General features: G+C 65.8%; 19 protein-coding genes. 5 read left to right on the forward strand and 14 right to left on the reverse strand.

The window, feature by feature from the left end:
• Window positions 1-60 precede the first annotated feature (60 nt).
• Entirely contained in the window at window positions 61-351 is a 291-nt protein-coding gene (locus BBX35_RS03145; protein ID WP_067215910.1) for a hypothetical protein, read from the forward strand.
• A 221-nt stretch (window positions 352-572) separates the two neighbouring features.
• On the opposite strand, the gene BBX35_RS03150 is transcribed toward BBX35_RS03145, so the two are convergent.
• Window positions 573-842, reverse strand: coding sequence for a hypothetical protein (locus BBX35_RS03150; protein ID WP_067215912.1), 270 nt, complete (start codon window positions 840-842; stop codon window positions 573-575).
• Between the two features lie 458 nt (window positions 843-1,300).
• Between BBX35_RS03150 and BBX35_RS03155 the strand changes: the two genes are divergently transcribed.
• Window positions 1,301-1,750, forward strand: coding sequence for a DUF2147 domain-containing protein (locus tag BBX35_RS03155; RefSeq protein ID WP_067215915.1), 450 nt, complete (start codon window positions 1,301-1,303; stop codon window positions 1,748-1,750).
• Between the two features lie 30 nt (window positions 1,751-1,780).
• Here BBX35_RS03155 and BBX35_RS03160 read toward each other — a convergent pair whose 3' ends face one another.
• The 11 genes from BBX35_RS03160 to fliK form a co-directional block, all read right to left on the reverse strand.
• Entirely contained in the window at window positions 1,781-2,494 is a 714-nt protein-coding gene (locus BBX35_RS03160) for a glutathione S-transferase N-terminal domain-containing protein (protein ID WP_067218133.1), read from the reverse strand.
• 186 nt (window positions 2,495-2,680) lie between these two features.
• Window positions 2,681-3,178 (reverse strand): GNAT family N-acetyltransferase, encoded by a 498-nt coding sequence (locus BBX35_RS03165; protein WP_208979750.1) that lies wholly within the window; start codon window positions 3,176-3,178, stop codon window positions 2,681-2,683.
• Between the two features lie 7 nt (window positions 3,179-3,185).
• Window positions 3,186-4,751 (reverse strand): TerC family protein, encoded by a 1,566-nt coding sequence (locus tag BBX35_RS03170; protein ID WP_067215920.1) that lies wholly within the window; start codon window positions 4,749-4,751, stop codon window positions 3,186-3,188.
• 342 nt (window positions 4,752-5,093) lie between these two features.
• Window positions 5,094-5,771, reverse strand: a complete 678-nt coding sequence (locus tag BBX35_RS03175; protein ID WP_067215922.1) for an SAM-dependent methyltransferase — start codon at window positions 5,769-5,771, stop codon at window positions 5,094-5,096.
• Window positions 5,768-7,027, reverse strand: a complete 1,260-nt coding sequence (locus BBX35_RS03180) for a BtaA family protein (RefSeq protein WP_067215925.1) — start codon at window positions 7,025-7,027, stop codon at window positions 5,768-5,770. The genes BBX35_RS03175 and BBX35_RS03180 overlap by 4 nt, the downstream gene beginning before the upstream one ends.
• A gap of 299 nt (window positions 7,028-7,326) precedes the next feature.
• Window positions 7,327-8,811 (reverse strand): Asp-tRNA(Asn)/Glu-tRNA(Gln) amidotransferase subunit GatB, encoded by a 1,485-nt coding sequence (gatB, locus tag BBX35_RS03185; RefSeq protein ID WP_067215928.1) that lies wholly within the window; start codon window positions 8,809-8,811, stop codon window positions 7,327-7,329.
• Window positions 8,812-9,117: 306 nt separating this feature from the next.
• Window positions 9,118-9,501, reverse strand: a complete 384-nt coding sequence (locus BBX35_RS23290; protein ID WP_141687803.1) for a hypothetical protein — start codon at window positions 9,499-9,501, stop codon at window positions 9,118-9,120.
• A 2-nt stretch (window positions 9,502-9,503) separates the two neighbouring features.
• Window positions 9,504-10,433 carry a ParA family protein gene (locus BBX35_RS22685; RefSeq protein WP_083205996.1) on the reverse strand — a complete coding sequence of 310 codons (930 nt, stop codon included), beginning with the start codon at window positions 10,431-10,433 and terminating at the stop codon, window positions 9,504-9,506.
• A 294-nt stretch (window positions 10,434-10,727) separates the two neighbouring features.
• Window positions 10,728-11,756: a fatty acid desaturase gene (locus BBX35_RS03190; RefSeq protein ID WP_067215930.1), complete on the reverse strand. Its 1,029-nt coding sequence runs from the start codon at window positions 11,754-11,756 to the stop codon at window positions 10,728-10,730.
• Between the two features lie 210 nt (window positions 11,757-11,966).
• Window positions 11,967-12,233: an EscU/YscU/HrcU family type III secretion system export apparatus switch protein gene (locus BBX35_RS03195; RefSeq protein ID WP_067215933.1), complete on the reverse strand. Its 267-nt coding sequence runs from the start codon at window positions 12,231-12,233 to the stop codon at window positions 11,967-11,969.
• Window positions 12,230-13,513 carry a flagellar hook-length control protein FliK gene (fliK, locus tag BBX35_RS03200; RefSeq protein ID WP_141687804.1) on the reverse strand — a complete coding sequence of 428 codons (1,284 nt, stop codon included), beginning with the start codon at window positions 13,511-13,513 and terminating at the stop codon, window positions 12,230-12,232. The genes BBX35_RS03195 and fliK overlap by 4 nt, the downstream gene beginning before the upstream one ends.
• 192 nt (window positions 13,514-13,705) lie before the next feature.
• Between fliK and BBX35_RS03205 the strand changes: the two genes are divergently transcribed.
• Window positions 13,706-13,966 carry a DUF6455 family protein gene (locus BBX35_RS03205; RefSeq protein ID WP_083205997.1) on the forward strand — a complete coding sequence of 87 codons (261 nt, stop codon included), beginning with the start codon at window positions 13,706-13,708 and terminating at the stop codon, window positions 13,964-13,966.
• 11 nt (window positions 13,967-13,977) lie between these two features.
• Here the strand turns inward: BBX35_RS03205 and BBX35_RS03210 are convergent, their stop codons facing one another.
• Both BBX35_RS03210 and BBX35_RS03215 read right to left on the reverse strand, forming a co-directional pair.
• A complete protein-coding gene (locus BBX35_RS03210; RefSeq protein ID WP_067215937.1) occupies window positions 13,978-14,322 on the reverse strand; it encodes a DMT family transporter in 345 nt (114 codons plus the stop codon).
• A gap of 9 nt (window positions 14,323-14,331) precedes the next feature.
• A complete protein-coding gene (locus BBX35_RS03215) occupies window positions 14,332-14,637 on the reverse strand; it encodes a hypothetical protein (protein ID WP_067215939.1) in 306 nt (101 codons plus the stop codon).
• Window positions 14,638-14,938: 301 nt separating this feature from the next.
• Here BBX35_RS03215 and BBX35_RS03220 point away from each other — a divergent pair, with 301 nt between their 5' ends.
• Window positions 14,939-15,196, forward strand: coding sequence for a YjhX family toxin (locus BBX35_RS03220; RefSeq protein ID WP_067215942.1), 258 nt, complete (start codon window positions 14,939-14,941; stop codon window positions 15,194-15,196).
• Between the two features lie 130 nt (window positions 15,197-15,326).
• On the forward strand, window positions 15,327-15,986 hold the full coding sequence (locus tag BBX35_RS03225; RefSeq protein WP_067215944.1) for a LysE family translocator: 660 nt from the start codon (window positions 15,327-15,329) through the stop codon (window positions 15,984-15,986).
• Window positions 15,987-16,028 lie beyond the last annotated feature (42 nt).

A 16,028-nucleotide genomic window follows, 5' to 3' on the forward strand; every position in this document is an offset into this window, starting at 1 on the left:
GACGGAGACGCCAGGCGGTTCGGAAGGCAGGCCGTTCCGGGACGAGGAGAAAGGAACGGCATGGACAGGAAAAGCCGGCGGGACGAGACCCGACGACGGATCATCGAGCGGCTGGATGCGGCCATCGCCCGGCTGGCGCCGCATCCGGAACTGGTGGTGCTGGGAAGCCGTCTGGCGGCGATCCGCGAGATCGCAGCGATGGAACTGGCAAGGACGCCGGACAGCGAACAGATGCAGGGACTGGCCGAAGGCGCACAGAAGCCGTATCGCGGCAGATGCGAGACCTCGAGAAAAGCGCGGGAAGACAACCCGGACGGCGACGCAGGCCCGCAGGCGGACGAGACGCCCTAGCGCCGGGAGAGCGGATCGGCACGCGCGCTTGCAGCGGCGGCAAGATGCGGATCGCGGATGGTTGCCCTGACAGGGCAACGGGCAGGAAGGCGGTAAGGGAAACGGGCTGCGGCGCAGGCGCACCGTTGCAGGCGCTCTATGGGAAGCGCTTCAGCGCGCCGCAGCCAGGTTGACGTCCTTGGTGGAAATGTCCCTTGCGCAGGGACCGGCTCCACCGCGGATCAATGCAGGGACAGCCACTCGCGGGCCGCACGCTGGGCGTCGGCGATTTCCGAGCGGGTCATCTCGGCGGAGATTTCCTTGCGGTAGCGCACCGCGTCCTGGCTGCCCTTGACGGCGGCGATGTTGAACCACTTGTGCGCGGCCACGAGGTCGGCGGCACCGTGGCGGCCGCAGGCGCAGTCCAGTCCCATCTGCAGCAGGATATCCGGGCCGGCGGGCTGGCCGCCCATGATGGCGAGGTCAGGGGAAGCGAGTTCCAAGCGAGCCATGTCTCACACTCCTTGTCGGTCGTCTTGCGACCGGCGTCCTGCCGGTCGGTTGCGGGGCGAAGGCCGCGGGATGCTTGATCTTTTCCCCGCAATCTTCATGTCCGAGTGTGGTCGCGGCCCTTCAACGCGGGCTTAAAATTCTCGCTTAACAGGAAGAAAACGAGTCGAAAACGCTTGGTAAACTTCACGAAGGATTCAGCATTTCAGCGCGGAAACGGCAGCGGAATCAAAGCAACTTGACTCAACATGGATTCGCGCGGGAAACGCTTGATTCACCTTGTGACGAACTGGCGTCTTCAGACCCTTTGCAAGGATGCCCGGAAAAGCGCGCCAAGCGCCGGCACACGCTTTCCCAAAGACCGACACGAAGAGGGCCAGCAGTGGCCACCCTGGCGCCCCAGTTTTCCGGCAGCTTGCGATGACGACAGGTCTTCGCACGCCCCCCCGAAAGGAAACCGATGACGCGTCCCCGCCTTCTCTCCCTGCCCGCGCTGAGCGGGCTCGCCCTGCTCGCCCTCGCCCCGCCGGCCCTCGCCTCGGACGAGATCTTCGGCACATGGCAGACGCCGGCCGCCGGCACGGTGCGCGTCGGCCCCTGCGGCGCCGCGCCTTGCGGGCTGCTGATCGACTTCCCGCCGCCGCCGGGCACCACGCGGCAAAGCGCAACGGACGTGAAGAACCGCGACGCCGCCAAGCGGAGCCGCAAGCTTCTCAACGTACCGGTGATCTGGGATATCGCGCCGGGCAGCGAGGCCGGCAGCTGGAACGCCCGGGTCTACGACCCGCGGCGGGGCGTGACAGCCAAGGCGACGGCGACGCTGCAGGGCGACGACCGCCTGTCCATTCGCGGCTGCGTGCGGATGGTCGTGCAGCTGTGCGAAACGGAAGTGTGGCGCCGGGCGAACTGATCCCCCGGCGCCCCTGTAATTCGCGAAAGGTCAGCGCGCGCGCTGGCCGAACAGCACCGACTGGGCGCCCTTGTCGCTCGCAAGGTTGAGCTGCTCGCGCATCTCCCGGCCGACGGCCAGCCCGCGCTCCACCGCCGGGCGCGCCTTCAGCGCCTCCAGCCAGCGCTGCACGTTCGGGAAGTCCTTGCCCAGATCCATGCCCTGCCGCTCCCAGCCGGTCGCCCAGCCGACGATCGCCATGTCGGCGATGGAATACTCGTCGGCGACGAAATCGCGCCCGGCGAGCTGCTTGTCGAGCACGCCGTAAAGCCGGTGCGTCTCGTTGAGATAGCGGTCCATGGCGTAGGGGATCTTCTCCGGCGCATAGACGCGGAAATGGTGGTTCTGGCCGAGCATCGGGCCGAAGCCGCCCATCTGCCACATCAGCCACTTGTCGACCTTCACCCGCTTGCGCTCGTCGGTCGGGTAGAACTGGCCGAACTTGCGCCCGAGATACTGCAGGATCGCGCCGGATTCGAAGACCGAGATCGGCTCGCCACCCGGCCCTTCCGGATCGACGATGGCCGGCATGCGGTTGTTCGGCGAGATCTTCAGGAACTCGGGCTTGAACTGGTCGCCCGCGCCGATGTTGACGAGGTTGAGGTTGTAGGGAACGCCGAGCTCTTCCAGCAGGATCGAGACTTTCCAGCCGTTCGGGGTCGGCCAGTAATGCAGTTCGATGGGCTTGGTCTGGGTCGCGGACATGCCTGTCATGCTCCATGTTTCTCGAAAGGGCCGGAGCTTTCCGGGCTGTCGCCCGCATGCCGCCCGCGGCCGGTCGGGTTAGAACTTAAGGCGTGAAAGCGCCCTTACAACCACCGCAAGCCCGGCGCCGTGCGGCAGGCGCCGCCTCGTGAACGCTCGATCACACGAGGCGTACGCCGCGCACGCTCACAGCATCAGCTTGTAGCCGACATGCGAGGGCTGGTAGCCGAGCGTCTGGTAGAAGTCGTGCGCGCCCTGGCGCTCGCGATTGGAGGTGAGCTGCAGCAGGACGCAGCCGCTTTCGCGCGCCCGTGCCTCGGCAAAGCGCATCATCGCCCGGCCGATGCCGCATCCGCGCAGCTCCGGGTCCACATGCACGCTCTCCACCTGGGCGCGCGGGCGCCCGCCGAAGGAGAGCCCGTCGATGATCGTCAGCTCGAACATGCCGGCGATGGACCCGGCCTCCATGCCCGGCAGGCGCGCCACGTGCAGCACGGTCGCGCCGCCCGCCACCATGCGGCGGAAGGCGGCGAGATAGGGCGCAAGGTCGCCCGCCTCCTGCCCGACGCGCGCACCGGCCGCATTGGCGCTCATCAAGGCGGCGCAGGCGGCAACGTCGTCCTCGGTCGCAGGCGCGATGTCGAGCCCCTGCAGCTCCGCCTCGAACATCCCGCCCTCACTCATGCCGCCCTCACTCATGGGCAACCGCCGTCGGCTCCACCGGCGCAATCCGCACCTTGCCGATGGCCCGCTTTTCCAGCGACAGCACCTCGAAGCGCAGACCCCCGGTCTCCAGCACGTCGCCGACCTTCGGCAGGTGGCCCAGCTGGGACATGATGTAGCCGGCCAGCGTCGAGTAGCGGTTGGCCTCGTCGACGAGATCGTGGCCGATGGCGGCGCTGAGCTGGCGGATATCGATGAAGGCGTCCACGGTCCAGGAGCCGTCCTCCTGCTTCTGCAGCGCGGCCGCCTCCTCGTCCATGTCCGGGAACTCGCCGGCGATCGCCTCCAGCACGTCGGTCGGCGTCGCGATGCCTTCCAGCGAGCCGTATTCGTCGATCACCATGGCCATCTGCACCGGCGAGCGGCGCAGCAGCTCCATCACGGTCAGCACGTCGGTCATCTCGTGCACCACACCCGGCTGGCGCATCAGCCGCGCCCAGTCGACCGCCTCTCCGCCGATCACCGCGTTGAGCAGGTCCTTGGTCAGCGCCACGCCGACGAACTCGTCGACGCTGCCGCGCGCCAGCACCACCCGGCCGTGGGTGAGCCGGCGGATCGCCGCGCGCAGCTCCTCGTCCGGCTTGTCGAGATCCAGCCATTCCAGCTCGTTGGACGGCGTCATGATCGAGCTGACCGGGCGCTGGCCGAGGCCCAGCACGCCGCGGATCATGTCCTGTTCCTCGGGCTTGAACAATTCGCCCAAGGCCGCCTGCTCGGCGATCACGTCGACCGTCTCGCCCAGCGGCTGCTCGCCGACCTTGCCGCCGAGCATGCGCAGCACCGCCTCGGACGTGCGCTCGCGCAGGTTTCCGGCGACGACGAGCTGCTCGCGGTTGCGCCGGCCGATCTGGTTGAACGCCTCGATCAGCACCGAGAAGCCGATGGCCGCATAGAGGTAGCCCTTCGGGATGTGCTGGCCGAAGCCTTCCACCACCAGGCTGAAGCCGATCATCAGCAGGAACCCGAGGCACAGGATCACCACCGTCGGATGCTTGGAGACGAAGGCCATCAGCGGCTTGGAGGCGATCATCATCACCGCCATGGCGATACACACGGCCGTGATCATCACCGCCAGATTGTTGACCATGCCGACGGCGGTGATGACGCTGTCGAGCGAGAACACCGCATCGAGGACGACGATCTGGACGATCACCTGCCAGAACACCGCATGGACGACCTTGCCGCTCTTGTGGCCATGCGCGCCCTCCAGCCGCTCGTGCAGTTCCATCGTGCCCTTGAACAGCAGGAACACGCCGCCGATGATCAGGATCAGGTCGCGCCCGGAGAAGGAGAAGCCGCCCAGCGAGAACAGCGGGTTGGTCAGCGTCACGATCCAGGAAATCGAGAACAGCAGCGCGATGCGCATGAACAGCGCCAGCGACAGGCCGATCAGGCGCGCCTTGTTGCGCTGGTTCGCCGGCAGCTTGTCGGCCAGGATGGCGATGAACACGAGGTTGTCGATACCGAGCACCACCTCGAGCAGCACCAGGGTGACAAGCCCGATCCAGATATTCGGATCTGCCAGGAATTCCATGTCGAACCTTTCCTAGTGGCGACGGCGCAGACGCCCGCAAGGCCCGCCATGCCGGATCGTGCGGCATGCGGGCTGTCGGTCTGCGGAATGAGAGCGGGAGAAGGGATCGCGGAGCCGCCGGGCGCATGTCGCCAACGGCTCCCGGGGAAGTCGGTCGTCCGCGTCTGTGCTGTTGCCGTCGTCCGGCATGAAAACGTCCGCCCCTTCTTGCGCGCGAAGGCGTGCCTGCGCGCCGCAACCGCAACCTAACATGGCCGCTGCACCGGTCAAGAAACGCAGCAGGGCGCCGGATGTTCCGCGCCATGCGATACGCGCGCGCAGAAAACACCCGCAATCGGGACGTCAGGCCTCCAGCCGCCCCATCACCGCGTAGCCGCCGTGGAGCCGGCGGAACGTTGCCTGCGCGCCCTCAGCGGCCGCGCAGGCGGCAAGCGCCTGCTCCAGATCCGCCCGCGGCGTGACGTGGAACGCGGACAGCCAGGCGCGGAACGGCGCGCGCACCAAGCCCGGCCAGACCTCCATCATGCCGAAGTCGACGAGATGCAGCCGGCCGCCGGGGGCCAGCGCGCCGGCGCCGGCAGCCAGCGCCTCGCGCCAGGGCGGGATCATCGACAGGCTGTAGGAGAAGAACACCCGATCGAAGCGCTCGACGCCGAACAGCGCCGCCGTGTCGAACGCCGTCGCATCGCCTTGCGCGACGCTGATCCGGTCATCAAGCCCCGCGCGGCGGATCGAGCCGCGCGCGCTCTCCAGCATCTGCTGCGAGATGTCGATGCCGAAGAACCGCGCCTGCGGGTGCCGGCGGGCGGCCAGCACCAGATTGCGCGCCGTGCCGCAGCCGAGTTCGAGCACGGTGCCGCCCGGCGGCGGGGCGAGGTCGTCGATCAGCCGGTCGCGGCCAAGCAGGTAGTATTTGCGCGTCGCGTCATAGACATGCCGCTGCCAGCGGTAGATGCCGTCCATCAACTCCGCGCCGTTGGACGCCCCTGCCCCCGTCTCCGGCTCGCCCCGCACGGTCATGCCGCGCCGCGGATATAGAGATGGAAGCCGCCATAGATCGACGAGCGGTCCATGTAGCCGAGCTTGCGCGAGCGCTCCGCATCGTAGCGCCACTGGCCCAGGATCTCCGGCGCGACGCGGCCCGGCAGCAGGCTGGGCTCGGCCGCCGTGCGGAAGACGACGCGCGCGCCCGGACGGGCCGTGCGGGTGATCTCCGACCAAAGGGCGTTGAGCGCGGCGTCGGTCATCCAGTCCTGCGCATCGAGCAGGACGTAGCGGTCGACGCTGCCCCCCTCCTGCGCGGCCAGATAGTCGGTGAAGGAGCGGTTGACCACGCGCACCCGGTCGGCGCGGGCGCGGATCGCCTCGAAGTGGTCCCGCCGCAGATAGGGCGGCAGCGGGCCGGCCTCGTCGTTCGCGTAGCCGCGGCCGAAGGCCTGCCAGGCGAAGTAGTTTTCCGAAAGCGGGAAGTCGCAGGCCAGCCGCTCCAGCCGCTCGCGCAGCACCGCCGCCATGCCGCCGGAGCCGCTGCCGGCCAGCGCCTCGTACTGTGCCGGCGGAATGCCGAGCCCGTAGAGCGACACGCGCTTCGACGTCGCCCAGCGGACCATCCGCTTGTCGAACAACGGCGCCAGCGCCTTGTCGAAGTAGGTGCGCTGCTCCTCCAGCGAGCGGGCGCGCAGCATGTCCTTGGGATCGATGCCATAGGCGCGGGCGACGAAATGGCCGGCGCCGATGAAATAGCCGAGCAGCCCGTGGTGGTAGAGGTCGCGGGCGAACAGGGTGATGCGCTTGCGCCCGGTCAGGCCGCGCTTTTCCCAGTACTCGCGGGTTTCCGGGTCGAGCCGCTCGCGCAGGAAGCGGTTGTAGGCCTCGACATTGCCCTTCTCGTCCGCCTTGCCGAAGAAGCGGTAGAAGTCGTCATGCCCCGGCAGGTGCTTGACGGCGGCGAGCTTCAGCCGGGTCAGCGCCACATGCGCGCGGTTGAGGTCGACGGCGGTGATGCTGGCCGGATCGGCCGTCAGGTAGGAGAGGACGTTGCAGCCGCCCGAGGCGATGGTCACCACCTTGTGGTCGCGGCCGATCTCCAGCGCGTCCATGTCGATCTCGGGGTCTTCCCAGATCTGCGGATAGACCAGCCCCTGGAAGGCCAGGGTGAAGAGCCGCTCCAGCGCGCCCTCGCCCGACAAGGCCTTGTTGCGATGCACCGCCCGGCCGAGCAGAGCGCCCCGCCCCGCATTGACCGACTTCGTGTTCGACGCCTGACCCGACAGCATGGCCACCTCCGACTCTCCTCAAGTTGCCTTGAAGTGAGCCGGGTAAGCCGTTCTCGTTACGGGATGATGACAGGGGCGGTGCGCGCGGGCGTCATGCCGGCTGCAGCCCCTCCGCGTCTTCCCGGACGGCGCGCCAGCGCCGAGCCGGGACCGGAGAGCCGAGGGCGTCAGAGGCGCGCTGCGGAGCGAAGCCGCAAACGCTCAGGGCTCGCCGGCCCCGGATCTCGCGATGCTCGTCCGGGGTGACGAAAGGACAGGCCGGGACCGGGCGCTGCGGAGCGAAGTCGCCCCGCCCCGCCTTACTCGATGCCGATCTTCGCCTTGAGCAGATCGTTGACCGCCTGCGGGTTGGCCTTGCCGCCGGTCGCCTTCATCACCTGGCCGACGAACCAGCCGAGAAGGCCGGGCTTGGCGCGCGCCTGCTCGACCTTGTCCGGGTTGGCGGCGATGATCTTGTCGACCTCGGCCTCGATGGCGCCGAGATCCGTCACCTGGCGCATGCCGCGCGCCTCGACGATCTCCGCTGGTTCGCCGCCCTCGCTCCAGACGATCTCGAACAGGTCCTTGGCGATCTTGCCGGAAATCGTGCCGTCGACCACCAGATCGACGATGCCGCCGAGCTGACCGGCCGACACCGGGCTTTCGCTCAGCTCCAGCCCTTCCTTGTTGATCCGGCCGAACAGCTCGTTGATCACCCAGTTGGCCGACAGCTTGGCATCGCGCCCCTTGGCGACCTCCTCGAAGAAGTCGGCCGAGGCCTTTTCCGCGACCAGAATGTCGGCGTCATAGGCGGTGAGCCCGTAATCGGCGATGAAGCGCGCCTTCTTGTCGTCCGGCAGCTCCGGCAGGTCGACGGCGAGCGCGTCGACATAGGCCTGGTCGAACTCCAGCGGCAGCAGGTCCGGATCGGGGAAATAGCGGTAGTCGTGCGCCTCCTCCTTGGAGCGCATGGAGCGGGTCTCGCCCTTGACCGGATCGAACAGGCGCGTCTCCTGGTCGATGCTGCCGCCGTCCTCCAGGATGCCGATCTGGCGGCGGGCCTCATACTCGATGGCCTGGCCGACGAAGCGGATGGAGTTGACGTTCTTGATCTCGCAGCGCGTGCCGAAGGCTCCGCCCGGCGCACGCACCGAGACGTTGACGTCGGCGCGCATCGAGCCCTGGTCCATGTTGCCGTCGCAGGTGCCCAGATACCGCAGGATGGTGCGCAGCTTGGTCAGATAGGCTTTCGCCTCGTCGGCGCAGCGCAGGTCCGGCTTGGAGACGATCTCCATCAAGGCGACGCCCGAGCGGTTGAGATCGACGAAGGACATGGTCGGGTGCTGGTCGTGCAGCGACTTGCCGGCGTCCTGCTCCAGATGCAGCCGCTCGACACCCACCGTCACCTGCTCGCCGCCCGGCATGTCGAGCAGGATCTCACCCTCGCCGACGATCGGCTGCTTGAACTGGGAGATCTGGTAGCCCTGCGGCAGGTCCGGATAGAAGTAGTTCTTGCGGTCGAACACGGACTTGAGGTTGATTTGCGCCTTGAGGCCAAGGCCCGTGCGGATGGCCTGCTTGACGCATTCCTCGTTGATCACCGGCAGCATGCCCGGCATCGCCGCATCGACGAGGCTCACATTGGCGTTGGGGTCCTTGCCGAACTCGGTCGAGGCGCCGGAAAACAGCTTGGCATTCGAGGTGACCTGGGCATGCACCTCCATGCCGATCACGATTTCCCAGTCGCCCGTGGCGCCCTTGATGAACTTCTTGGGATCGGGGGTGCGGGTGTCGACGATGCTCATGCCGTGGAAGTCCTGCCCGTTGTGTCGTGCCTGTCGCCCGCCCCCTCGAGCCCCCGCGCGCACGCGCGAAAACCACAGCCTGGGGCGGGCTTGTCCTGAACGCGTCCCGCCCGCGCCGAAACGCGCGCCGGAACGCTCGAGTGTGTGGGTAGTGGGTCTTTGCCCTCCCCGCAAGGGGGGAGGTGGAAGGGGTATCTCAATCCAGCACGGCTGAAAACCAACCATTCACAATTCAAACACAAGCTACGGACACGTCATAAATCGTCAAGGGATTAGTAAAAAACCGAAAAAAAGGCGCTTAAATTTCTATTCCTCTCCTCTTATAGCCTTCGAGTTCAGACGCCCACCAATCAAAGCTTCTATTATCTTATCCTCTACTACTTCAGAACCATCACTTTTAGTTATATGAATATTGAACTCGCGTCCCAATCGGGAAAGATCAACCTTAGTTAATTTCATTTCTTTCAAAATTTCACGCCCTTCTTGACGCGAATTTGCTCTCGCTAACCGAGAGGATATTTCAGAAAAATCTAATCGAGGTGAATATTTAACTCGAGACGATTTACTTTGACGATAGTTTTTACTCGAACTTTCAAAAACCTGACGAAGCAGATTAGCCTGCTCAGGATCATCATTCTCGATTAAGTCGGCAATGGAACGAAGCAGCTGAGCGATCTCGCGGGCAGCCATAGTCAGATTCCGATCATGTTCGTGAACTCAGATGCGACGGCCTCGAGACCATCCACCACACTCTGATGACTATAGTTATTGTGCGACGTCAACACCACCGGAACCCCATATTCAGGAGATCCCGCAAAAAGAGAATCATTCCTTTTTATATATGAAGAGAAAACCGGCAATCCGGAATCCCTCTTGACACGGGATATATAATTTCTTTGCGCAGATATAGGCTCCTGTCCGTATTCCTGAATCATTGTAAAAACAACACCAACAATAGCAGGCTCGATACAGCTTTCAGCTCCGACATCGTCAACAGAAACATAATCATTATAATCTTTTATCAACCCATTGATACTCCTCATAAGATAGTCAATACCAAGCGTAGAAAGCTCGTCAGGACGTGTAGGGACCAAAATGTAATCGCTAGCTACAATTGCCGTTTTCGTAACTATGTTAAAATTAGGAGGACAATCGATTAGAATAACATCATACGCGTCAGACTCTTCAAAAACCGCCAAACCATCAGCCAGCCTTCGATGAATACTTATGAAATTTTTCTTTGCCTGAGAAAGATTCGCCCCACCCAACTTTGTCGCCAACTCAAGATCCACGTTAATAAGACCAAGATGGCTAAATATCATATCGAGCCTGCCTTTGCTTGGGAGGCGAGCCCTTATTCGCTCAGGGGACGCAATCAAGTCCTTTAAAGAAATGGATTTTCCTGTATCATGATTGTCAAACCACGCCTTGATAGTGCCACTTGCTTCATATTTTGACCTCCATTCGTCTGGCTTAATAAACGAGAAGGTTAAACTAGCCTGCGCATCAAGATCCATCAAGAGAACACGCTTACCTCGCCACGCGAGCTCCGCTCCAAGATTGGCCGTCAGAGAGGTTTTGCCTACACCGCCCTTGTAATTGATCACTGAAACTATATGCATTTACTCCTCCCAAAAAACTCACCGCCTAAAAACACCGAGATGAATTGCTCTGGAAACACCAACATTTTTTTGCCGAGGCAGTCGCTCGATTTTCCGCGGCACTGCTACGAGCACCTTTCGTCCGATGTTCCAAAACAAAGGTTGACACGACAATAGCTGCTATTCCTGCCTACCTCCCAGTCTTCGCCCAAGACTAGCGCAAGTCGGCGGCCATCCGCCACTCCGCTAAGCGTGCCCTGCGCCCTCAGAATGAAACGTAGAACGTCGGCGGGAGCGGATTGAAGCTCCGCCCCCTCAGGCCGCAGCGCTGGCCGTGCGGGCCTGGCGGAATGTAACCAGCCGGCGGGTGTCCTCGTCCCACAGGACGAGCTTCACGCAGCCGAAGCTCTGGCGCAGGGTGATGCGGTTCATGTCGCGCAGTTCGGGGAAGTCGCGCATCACCTCGCTGAGGCGATAGAACGGGATCTTGCTGGACAGGTGATGCACGTGGTGGATGCCGATATTGCCGGTGAACCACTGCAGGATCGGCGGCAGGTCGTAATGCGAGCTGCCTTCCAGCGCTGCGGTCTGGAAGTTCCACTCGCCGCTGCCCGACCAGTGGGTTTCCTCGAACTGGTGCTGGACGTAGAACAGCCAGACGCCGGCGGTCGCCGCCATCAGGATGATCAGCCCCTGCACCATCAGGAAGGTTTCGAGCCCGGCCGCCCAGATCAGCAATGCGGCCATGGCGGCGATGCACAGGTTTGTGGCAAGGGTCGAGACCCAGGGTTCCAACCCGCCGCGCATCATGCCGACCGGCAGGCGGTACTGGCACACGAACAGCCATGCGGGCCCCAACCCGAACATCACCAGCGGATGCCGGTAGAGGCGGTAGCGCAGCCGCCCGGTCCAGGGCAGCGCCTGGTACTCCCTGACCGTCAGCGTGTCGATGTCGCCGATGCCGCGCTGGTCGAGATTGCCGGTCGAGGCGTGGTGGATCGCATGGCTCCGCCGCCAGTAATCGTAGGGCGTGAAGGTCAGGACGCCGAGCGCGCGGCCCGTCCAGTCGTTGAGCCCGCGCCGCGAGAACAGCGATCCGTGCCCGCAATCGTGCTGCAGCATGAACAGGCGCACGAGCAGGCCGGCGGCCGGCACGGTCAGGACGAGGCCCCACCACTGGCCGTGATTCACCAGCAGCGCCGCCGCCGCCCACAGGGCCGCGAAGGGCAAGAGGCTGGCGATGATCTCGAAGACGCTGCGCGCCGTGTTCGGCTGGCGATACTTGGCGAGCGAGGCGTTCCAGGAGCGCGGCTTTTCCGCCGGGCGGCAGTCGGTGTTCTGCAATGGCTATCCAATCCGGGAGCGAGCCCCCCGATGGAGGAGATGAGGTAACAACCACCCGCCTGCAAGGCCGTCCGTTCGCGCAAGGATGCGAGAGCGGCCAGCCGACGGGAGGACCTCCCATTTCGGCCCGCGTTTGGCAAGTCAAATCGCCGGCACGGACCGCGACACACCGTCCGTCTGCCGTCGGCTCGCCTTCCCTTCAGCGGCCCTTCAGCGGGGCCGGGCCATCAGGATGAAGCGCAGCACGGCGGCGACCGCCTCGTAAAGCTCTATCGGGATTTCCCGGTCGAGTTCGATCTGCGACAGGGCCTCGGCAAGGGCCGCGTCCTCTTCGACCGGCACGCCGTGTTCGGCCGCAAGCTCCAGGATGCGGGCGGCCAAAACGCCCCGCCCCTTGGCGGTGACGCGCGGCGCGCCGGCATGGTCGTAGTGAAGCGCCACCGCCAGCCGGCGGCGCGGGTCTTCGTCCGCGCTCACGAGACCACGTCCACGAACTGGCCCGAGGGCGCCGGCGGATCGTCCGGCAGCCCGCCGGTCACCTTGAGGTCGACCACCTCCAGCCCCTGTTCGGCAAGCGTTGCGGCAAGGCGCGGCAGCCGCTCGCGAAGGTCTGCGGCGATGTCCGGGCGCACGGCCCACAGGCTGGCGAACAGGCGGGGACCGTCGAGCCCGACCAGCGCTTCCACCGCGCCGGTCGCCTCCGTGTCGAGCGCAAAGCGCAGCCGCCAGGCGGGATGGGCGCCCTCCCCCTCGTGGCCGGGCGTGTCGTCGCGGCCGATCTGCAGCGAAATCACTGCGGTCTGCCCGCCAACCACCAGCGGCAGGTCGATTGTCCGGTCGAACAGGGCCGCGTCGCTGGCCCCTTCGCCGTCGGCCAGCAACCCGCGCGAGGCCAGCGAGGCGAGCCGCAGCCGCGCCAGCGCCGCATCGGTCTTGGCGGCAAGGATGGCGGCGGCCTCTTCTGCGTCTCGCGCCAGAAGCGCGGAGACCAGCTCGCTGCTGGCGCGGGCCGGCTTTTCCCCGCGCGGATGACGGGAGATCCCCGGCAGCGGCGGCGGGGTCGCCTGCCGGGCCGGCGCCTCGCGCCCTCCGGCCGCGCCCTTCAGCACGCTCAAGAGCTCGCTCAAGGCATCGTCGAGGCTTGTCCCCGCTGCGCCCGCCGCGCCGCGTCCGGTCAGACCCTCCAGCGCGGCCTTGAGCGCGGGACCGTCCAGCCGCCCTTCCCGGCTTGCCGTCGGATCGAGCCGGAAGCCGAGGAGGCCCGCCAGCGCGCTCGTCACCGCCGGCGGCAGCATGGTGCCCGCTGCGCCGGCAGGAGCTGCGGCCAGCGTCGCGGCAAGGCCGGCATAGAGCGGCGACAGCCCGTCCTGGCGGGCGGCAAGGGAGGTGGCGAGCGAGGCGATGCGCGCCAGCGCGGCCGTCTCGCCGACGGCCGAGGCAGGGGCGCCCTGCCCTGGCGTTTGGGCGGCGTTCTGCGGCGCGGCGCTGACCTGATAGCGCGGGCCGTCGGGGCCGCGCTCGACGCTGAGCGTCGCGCGGCTGCCCAGCGGCAGCATCTCCTGCCCCTCGACATCGAGCTGGAACCCGGCCCCGCCTGCTCCGCCGCCGACGAGACGCATGACATTGTCCGTCAGATGCTTCGCCACGCGCACGGCAATGGCATCGCCGACATTGAGCATCGGCACGCGGCTGACCGGCCGCACGGCAACGACGCCGGTCTGGTTGCCCTGGGACGGGGAATTCACACGAGAGATCATGCGCGGGGCCTCGCCGTGCCGCCAACCGCCGGCAGCAGCCGAGCCTAGCAGATTCTCCGGCAATTTCCCCGATCCTGCCGCGCGTTCCGTCTCCGGCGTTTGATCTCCGTCAAATGGTTTCAGACGCAACCATCATAGTCTTCACCAACAGGCGGGCGCCATGCCGGCACCGCGACAGCAAGGACGATGGCCATGGGACTGATGAAGCGCCTCGACGAACGCGCCGGACTGATGGGGCGGATGATGCGCACGGTCGGTGCGGACGACGCGATGCCGAGCGGCATGATGCTGGAAACCGCCATGCGCAAGGCCGCCTCGCGCTGCCTCGGCTGCGAGCGGCCCGAGGAGTGCGGCACCTGGCTGGATGCGCATGAGGACGGCGCGGCGCACGCCCCCGATTTCTGTCCCAACGGCGATCTCTTCGCCGCCTGGACAGGCCAGGCAAAAGCCTAAGGTGTGAAGACTTAGTGCCGGACGGCGCCTGAGAAAACGTTGACGACGAGGACGCCGGCGATGATCAGCCCCAGGCCGATGATCGCGGCAAGGTCCAGCGTCTGGCGGAAGACGAAATAGCCGACCGCCGAGATCAGCACGATGCCGAGCCCGCTCCACATGGCATAGGCAACGCCGACCGGGAACGTGCGCAGCGCCACCGACAGGAAGTAGAAGGCGGCGAGATAGCAGACCGCCATCACGGCGGTGGGCAGCGCGCGGGTGAACTGCTGCGACTGCTGCAGCGCCGTCGTGCCGATCACCTCCAGCACGATCGCCACGGCGAGCGCGACATAAGACAGGACGGTGGGGGACATGGCCGCGGCCTAGCGGCGGTTGCGGCGCGAGCGCTTGCGGATCGCGTGGACCAGCGCGGCGACGATCAGCGCCCCGAGGAAGCGGAACGGCATGACGGCCAGCGGGCCGCCCTCGTAGCCGCCGATGGCCGGCACACCGCTCGCCGCCAGCGAGACGTCGATCAGGACGCTCAGGGCCGCGGCGGCAAAGCCCGCGATCACCAGCTTGGCGCGCGCATCGGCATACCAGCCGAGCGCGGCGCCGATCAGCAGCGCGAAGGGATTGAGAAGGCCCGCAAGGCCGAAAAGCAGCGGCAGGGATTCGGACGGTGTCATGCCGCTGTTGTAGGATCGCCCGCCGAAAAAGGGAACCGCAATCGCGCGGGCGGGAGCCGCGGCATTTGTGCAACGCCGGCGGGGTGCCGCGCGAGCGAGCGCCCGAACCGTCTTGTAGGGATGGCGGCCGGTGCCTATCTTGTCCCCGTCAACTTCGGAGAGTTTATGCGCAGCCAGCTCGAGACCCGGTAAAGCCCGGTCCATCGAGAACAGACCGGGCAACAAACCCACGCACGACCGCTTGCGTTGCGGGCGGCGGTGACGTGCGCGCTGGAACTGCATCTCCGGAATTATCACCGAAATGGACATCTCCAAGGCCGAGCAGCGGGTCCTCCACCTGCTCGCTCAAGGCGGTCATGTGCTCGTCGAGAAGGACGAGCGCGGCCGCGTGGAAGACCTCGCCATCGTCACGCGCGAAGGCTGGCACAATACGGCACTGACGCTCGAACTCTTCCGCAAGCTGAAGCGGCGCAGGCTGATCGCCTCCGCCGATTCCGGCCCCTACCGCATCACGCGGCTCGGGCTCTTGAGGGTTCGCTCGCAACTCGACAACCGCTGAAAGAGGACTGCCGCCGCCGCACCGCACAGTGCCGCTGCGGCAGTTCCGATACGGGGTTTTCCCCCTTTCCAAACGCCGGCGGTTGTGGATTGCTGGGCAGGTTTGAAGCCTTCCTGCCGGAGTGTTTTCCATGTCTTTCGAAACCTGGCTCGCCTTTTCCGCCGCGTCCTTTGTGATGCTGGCTATCCCCGGCCCGACGATCCTGCTGGTCGTCTCCTATGCGCTGGCCCACGGCCGGACCGTCGCCTCCGCGACCGTCATCGGCGTCGCGCTCGGCGATCTCACCGCCATGACCGCATCGCTGCTCGGTCTCGGCGCGCTGCTCGCGACCTCCGCGACCCTGTTCACGGTGCTGAAGTGGATCGGCGCCATGTATCTGATCTGGCTGGGCATCAAGGTCTGGCGCGCACCGGTCGCCGACGAGGCCCCGCAGGAAATGGCGGATGGCAGTGCCGCCACTGCGTCTGTCCCGGCGCGCGCGCCGATGCTGCGGATTGGCCTGCACGCCTATGCGGTGACGGCGCTCAACCCCAAGAGCATCGTCTTCTTCATCGCCTTCCTGCCGATGTTCATCGATCCGGCGCGCCCGCTCCTGCAGCAGGCAATGATCCTGGAGACGACCTTCGTTATCCTCGCCGCGCTCAATGCCGGGGCCTACGGGCTGATGGCCTCGATGGTGCGCTCGCGCATCCGCCGCCCCTCCGTGCGGCGCTGGATCAATCGCACCGGCGGCACCTTGATGATCGGGGCCGGCCTGCTGGCGCTCGGCTGGCGCCGCGCCGCCAACTGACGGCGCTACACGGATTGCCGAAAACGCGAAAACACCAACAAA

The sequence above is a fragment of the Stappia indica genome, from assembly GCF_001696535.1.
Lineage (GTDB): Bacteria > Pseudomonadota > Alphaproteobacteria > Rhizobiales > Stappiaceae > Stappia > Stappia indica.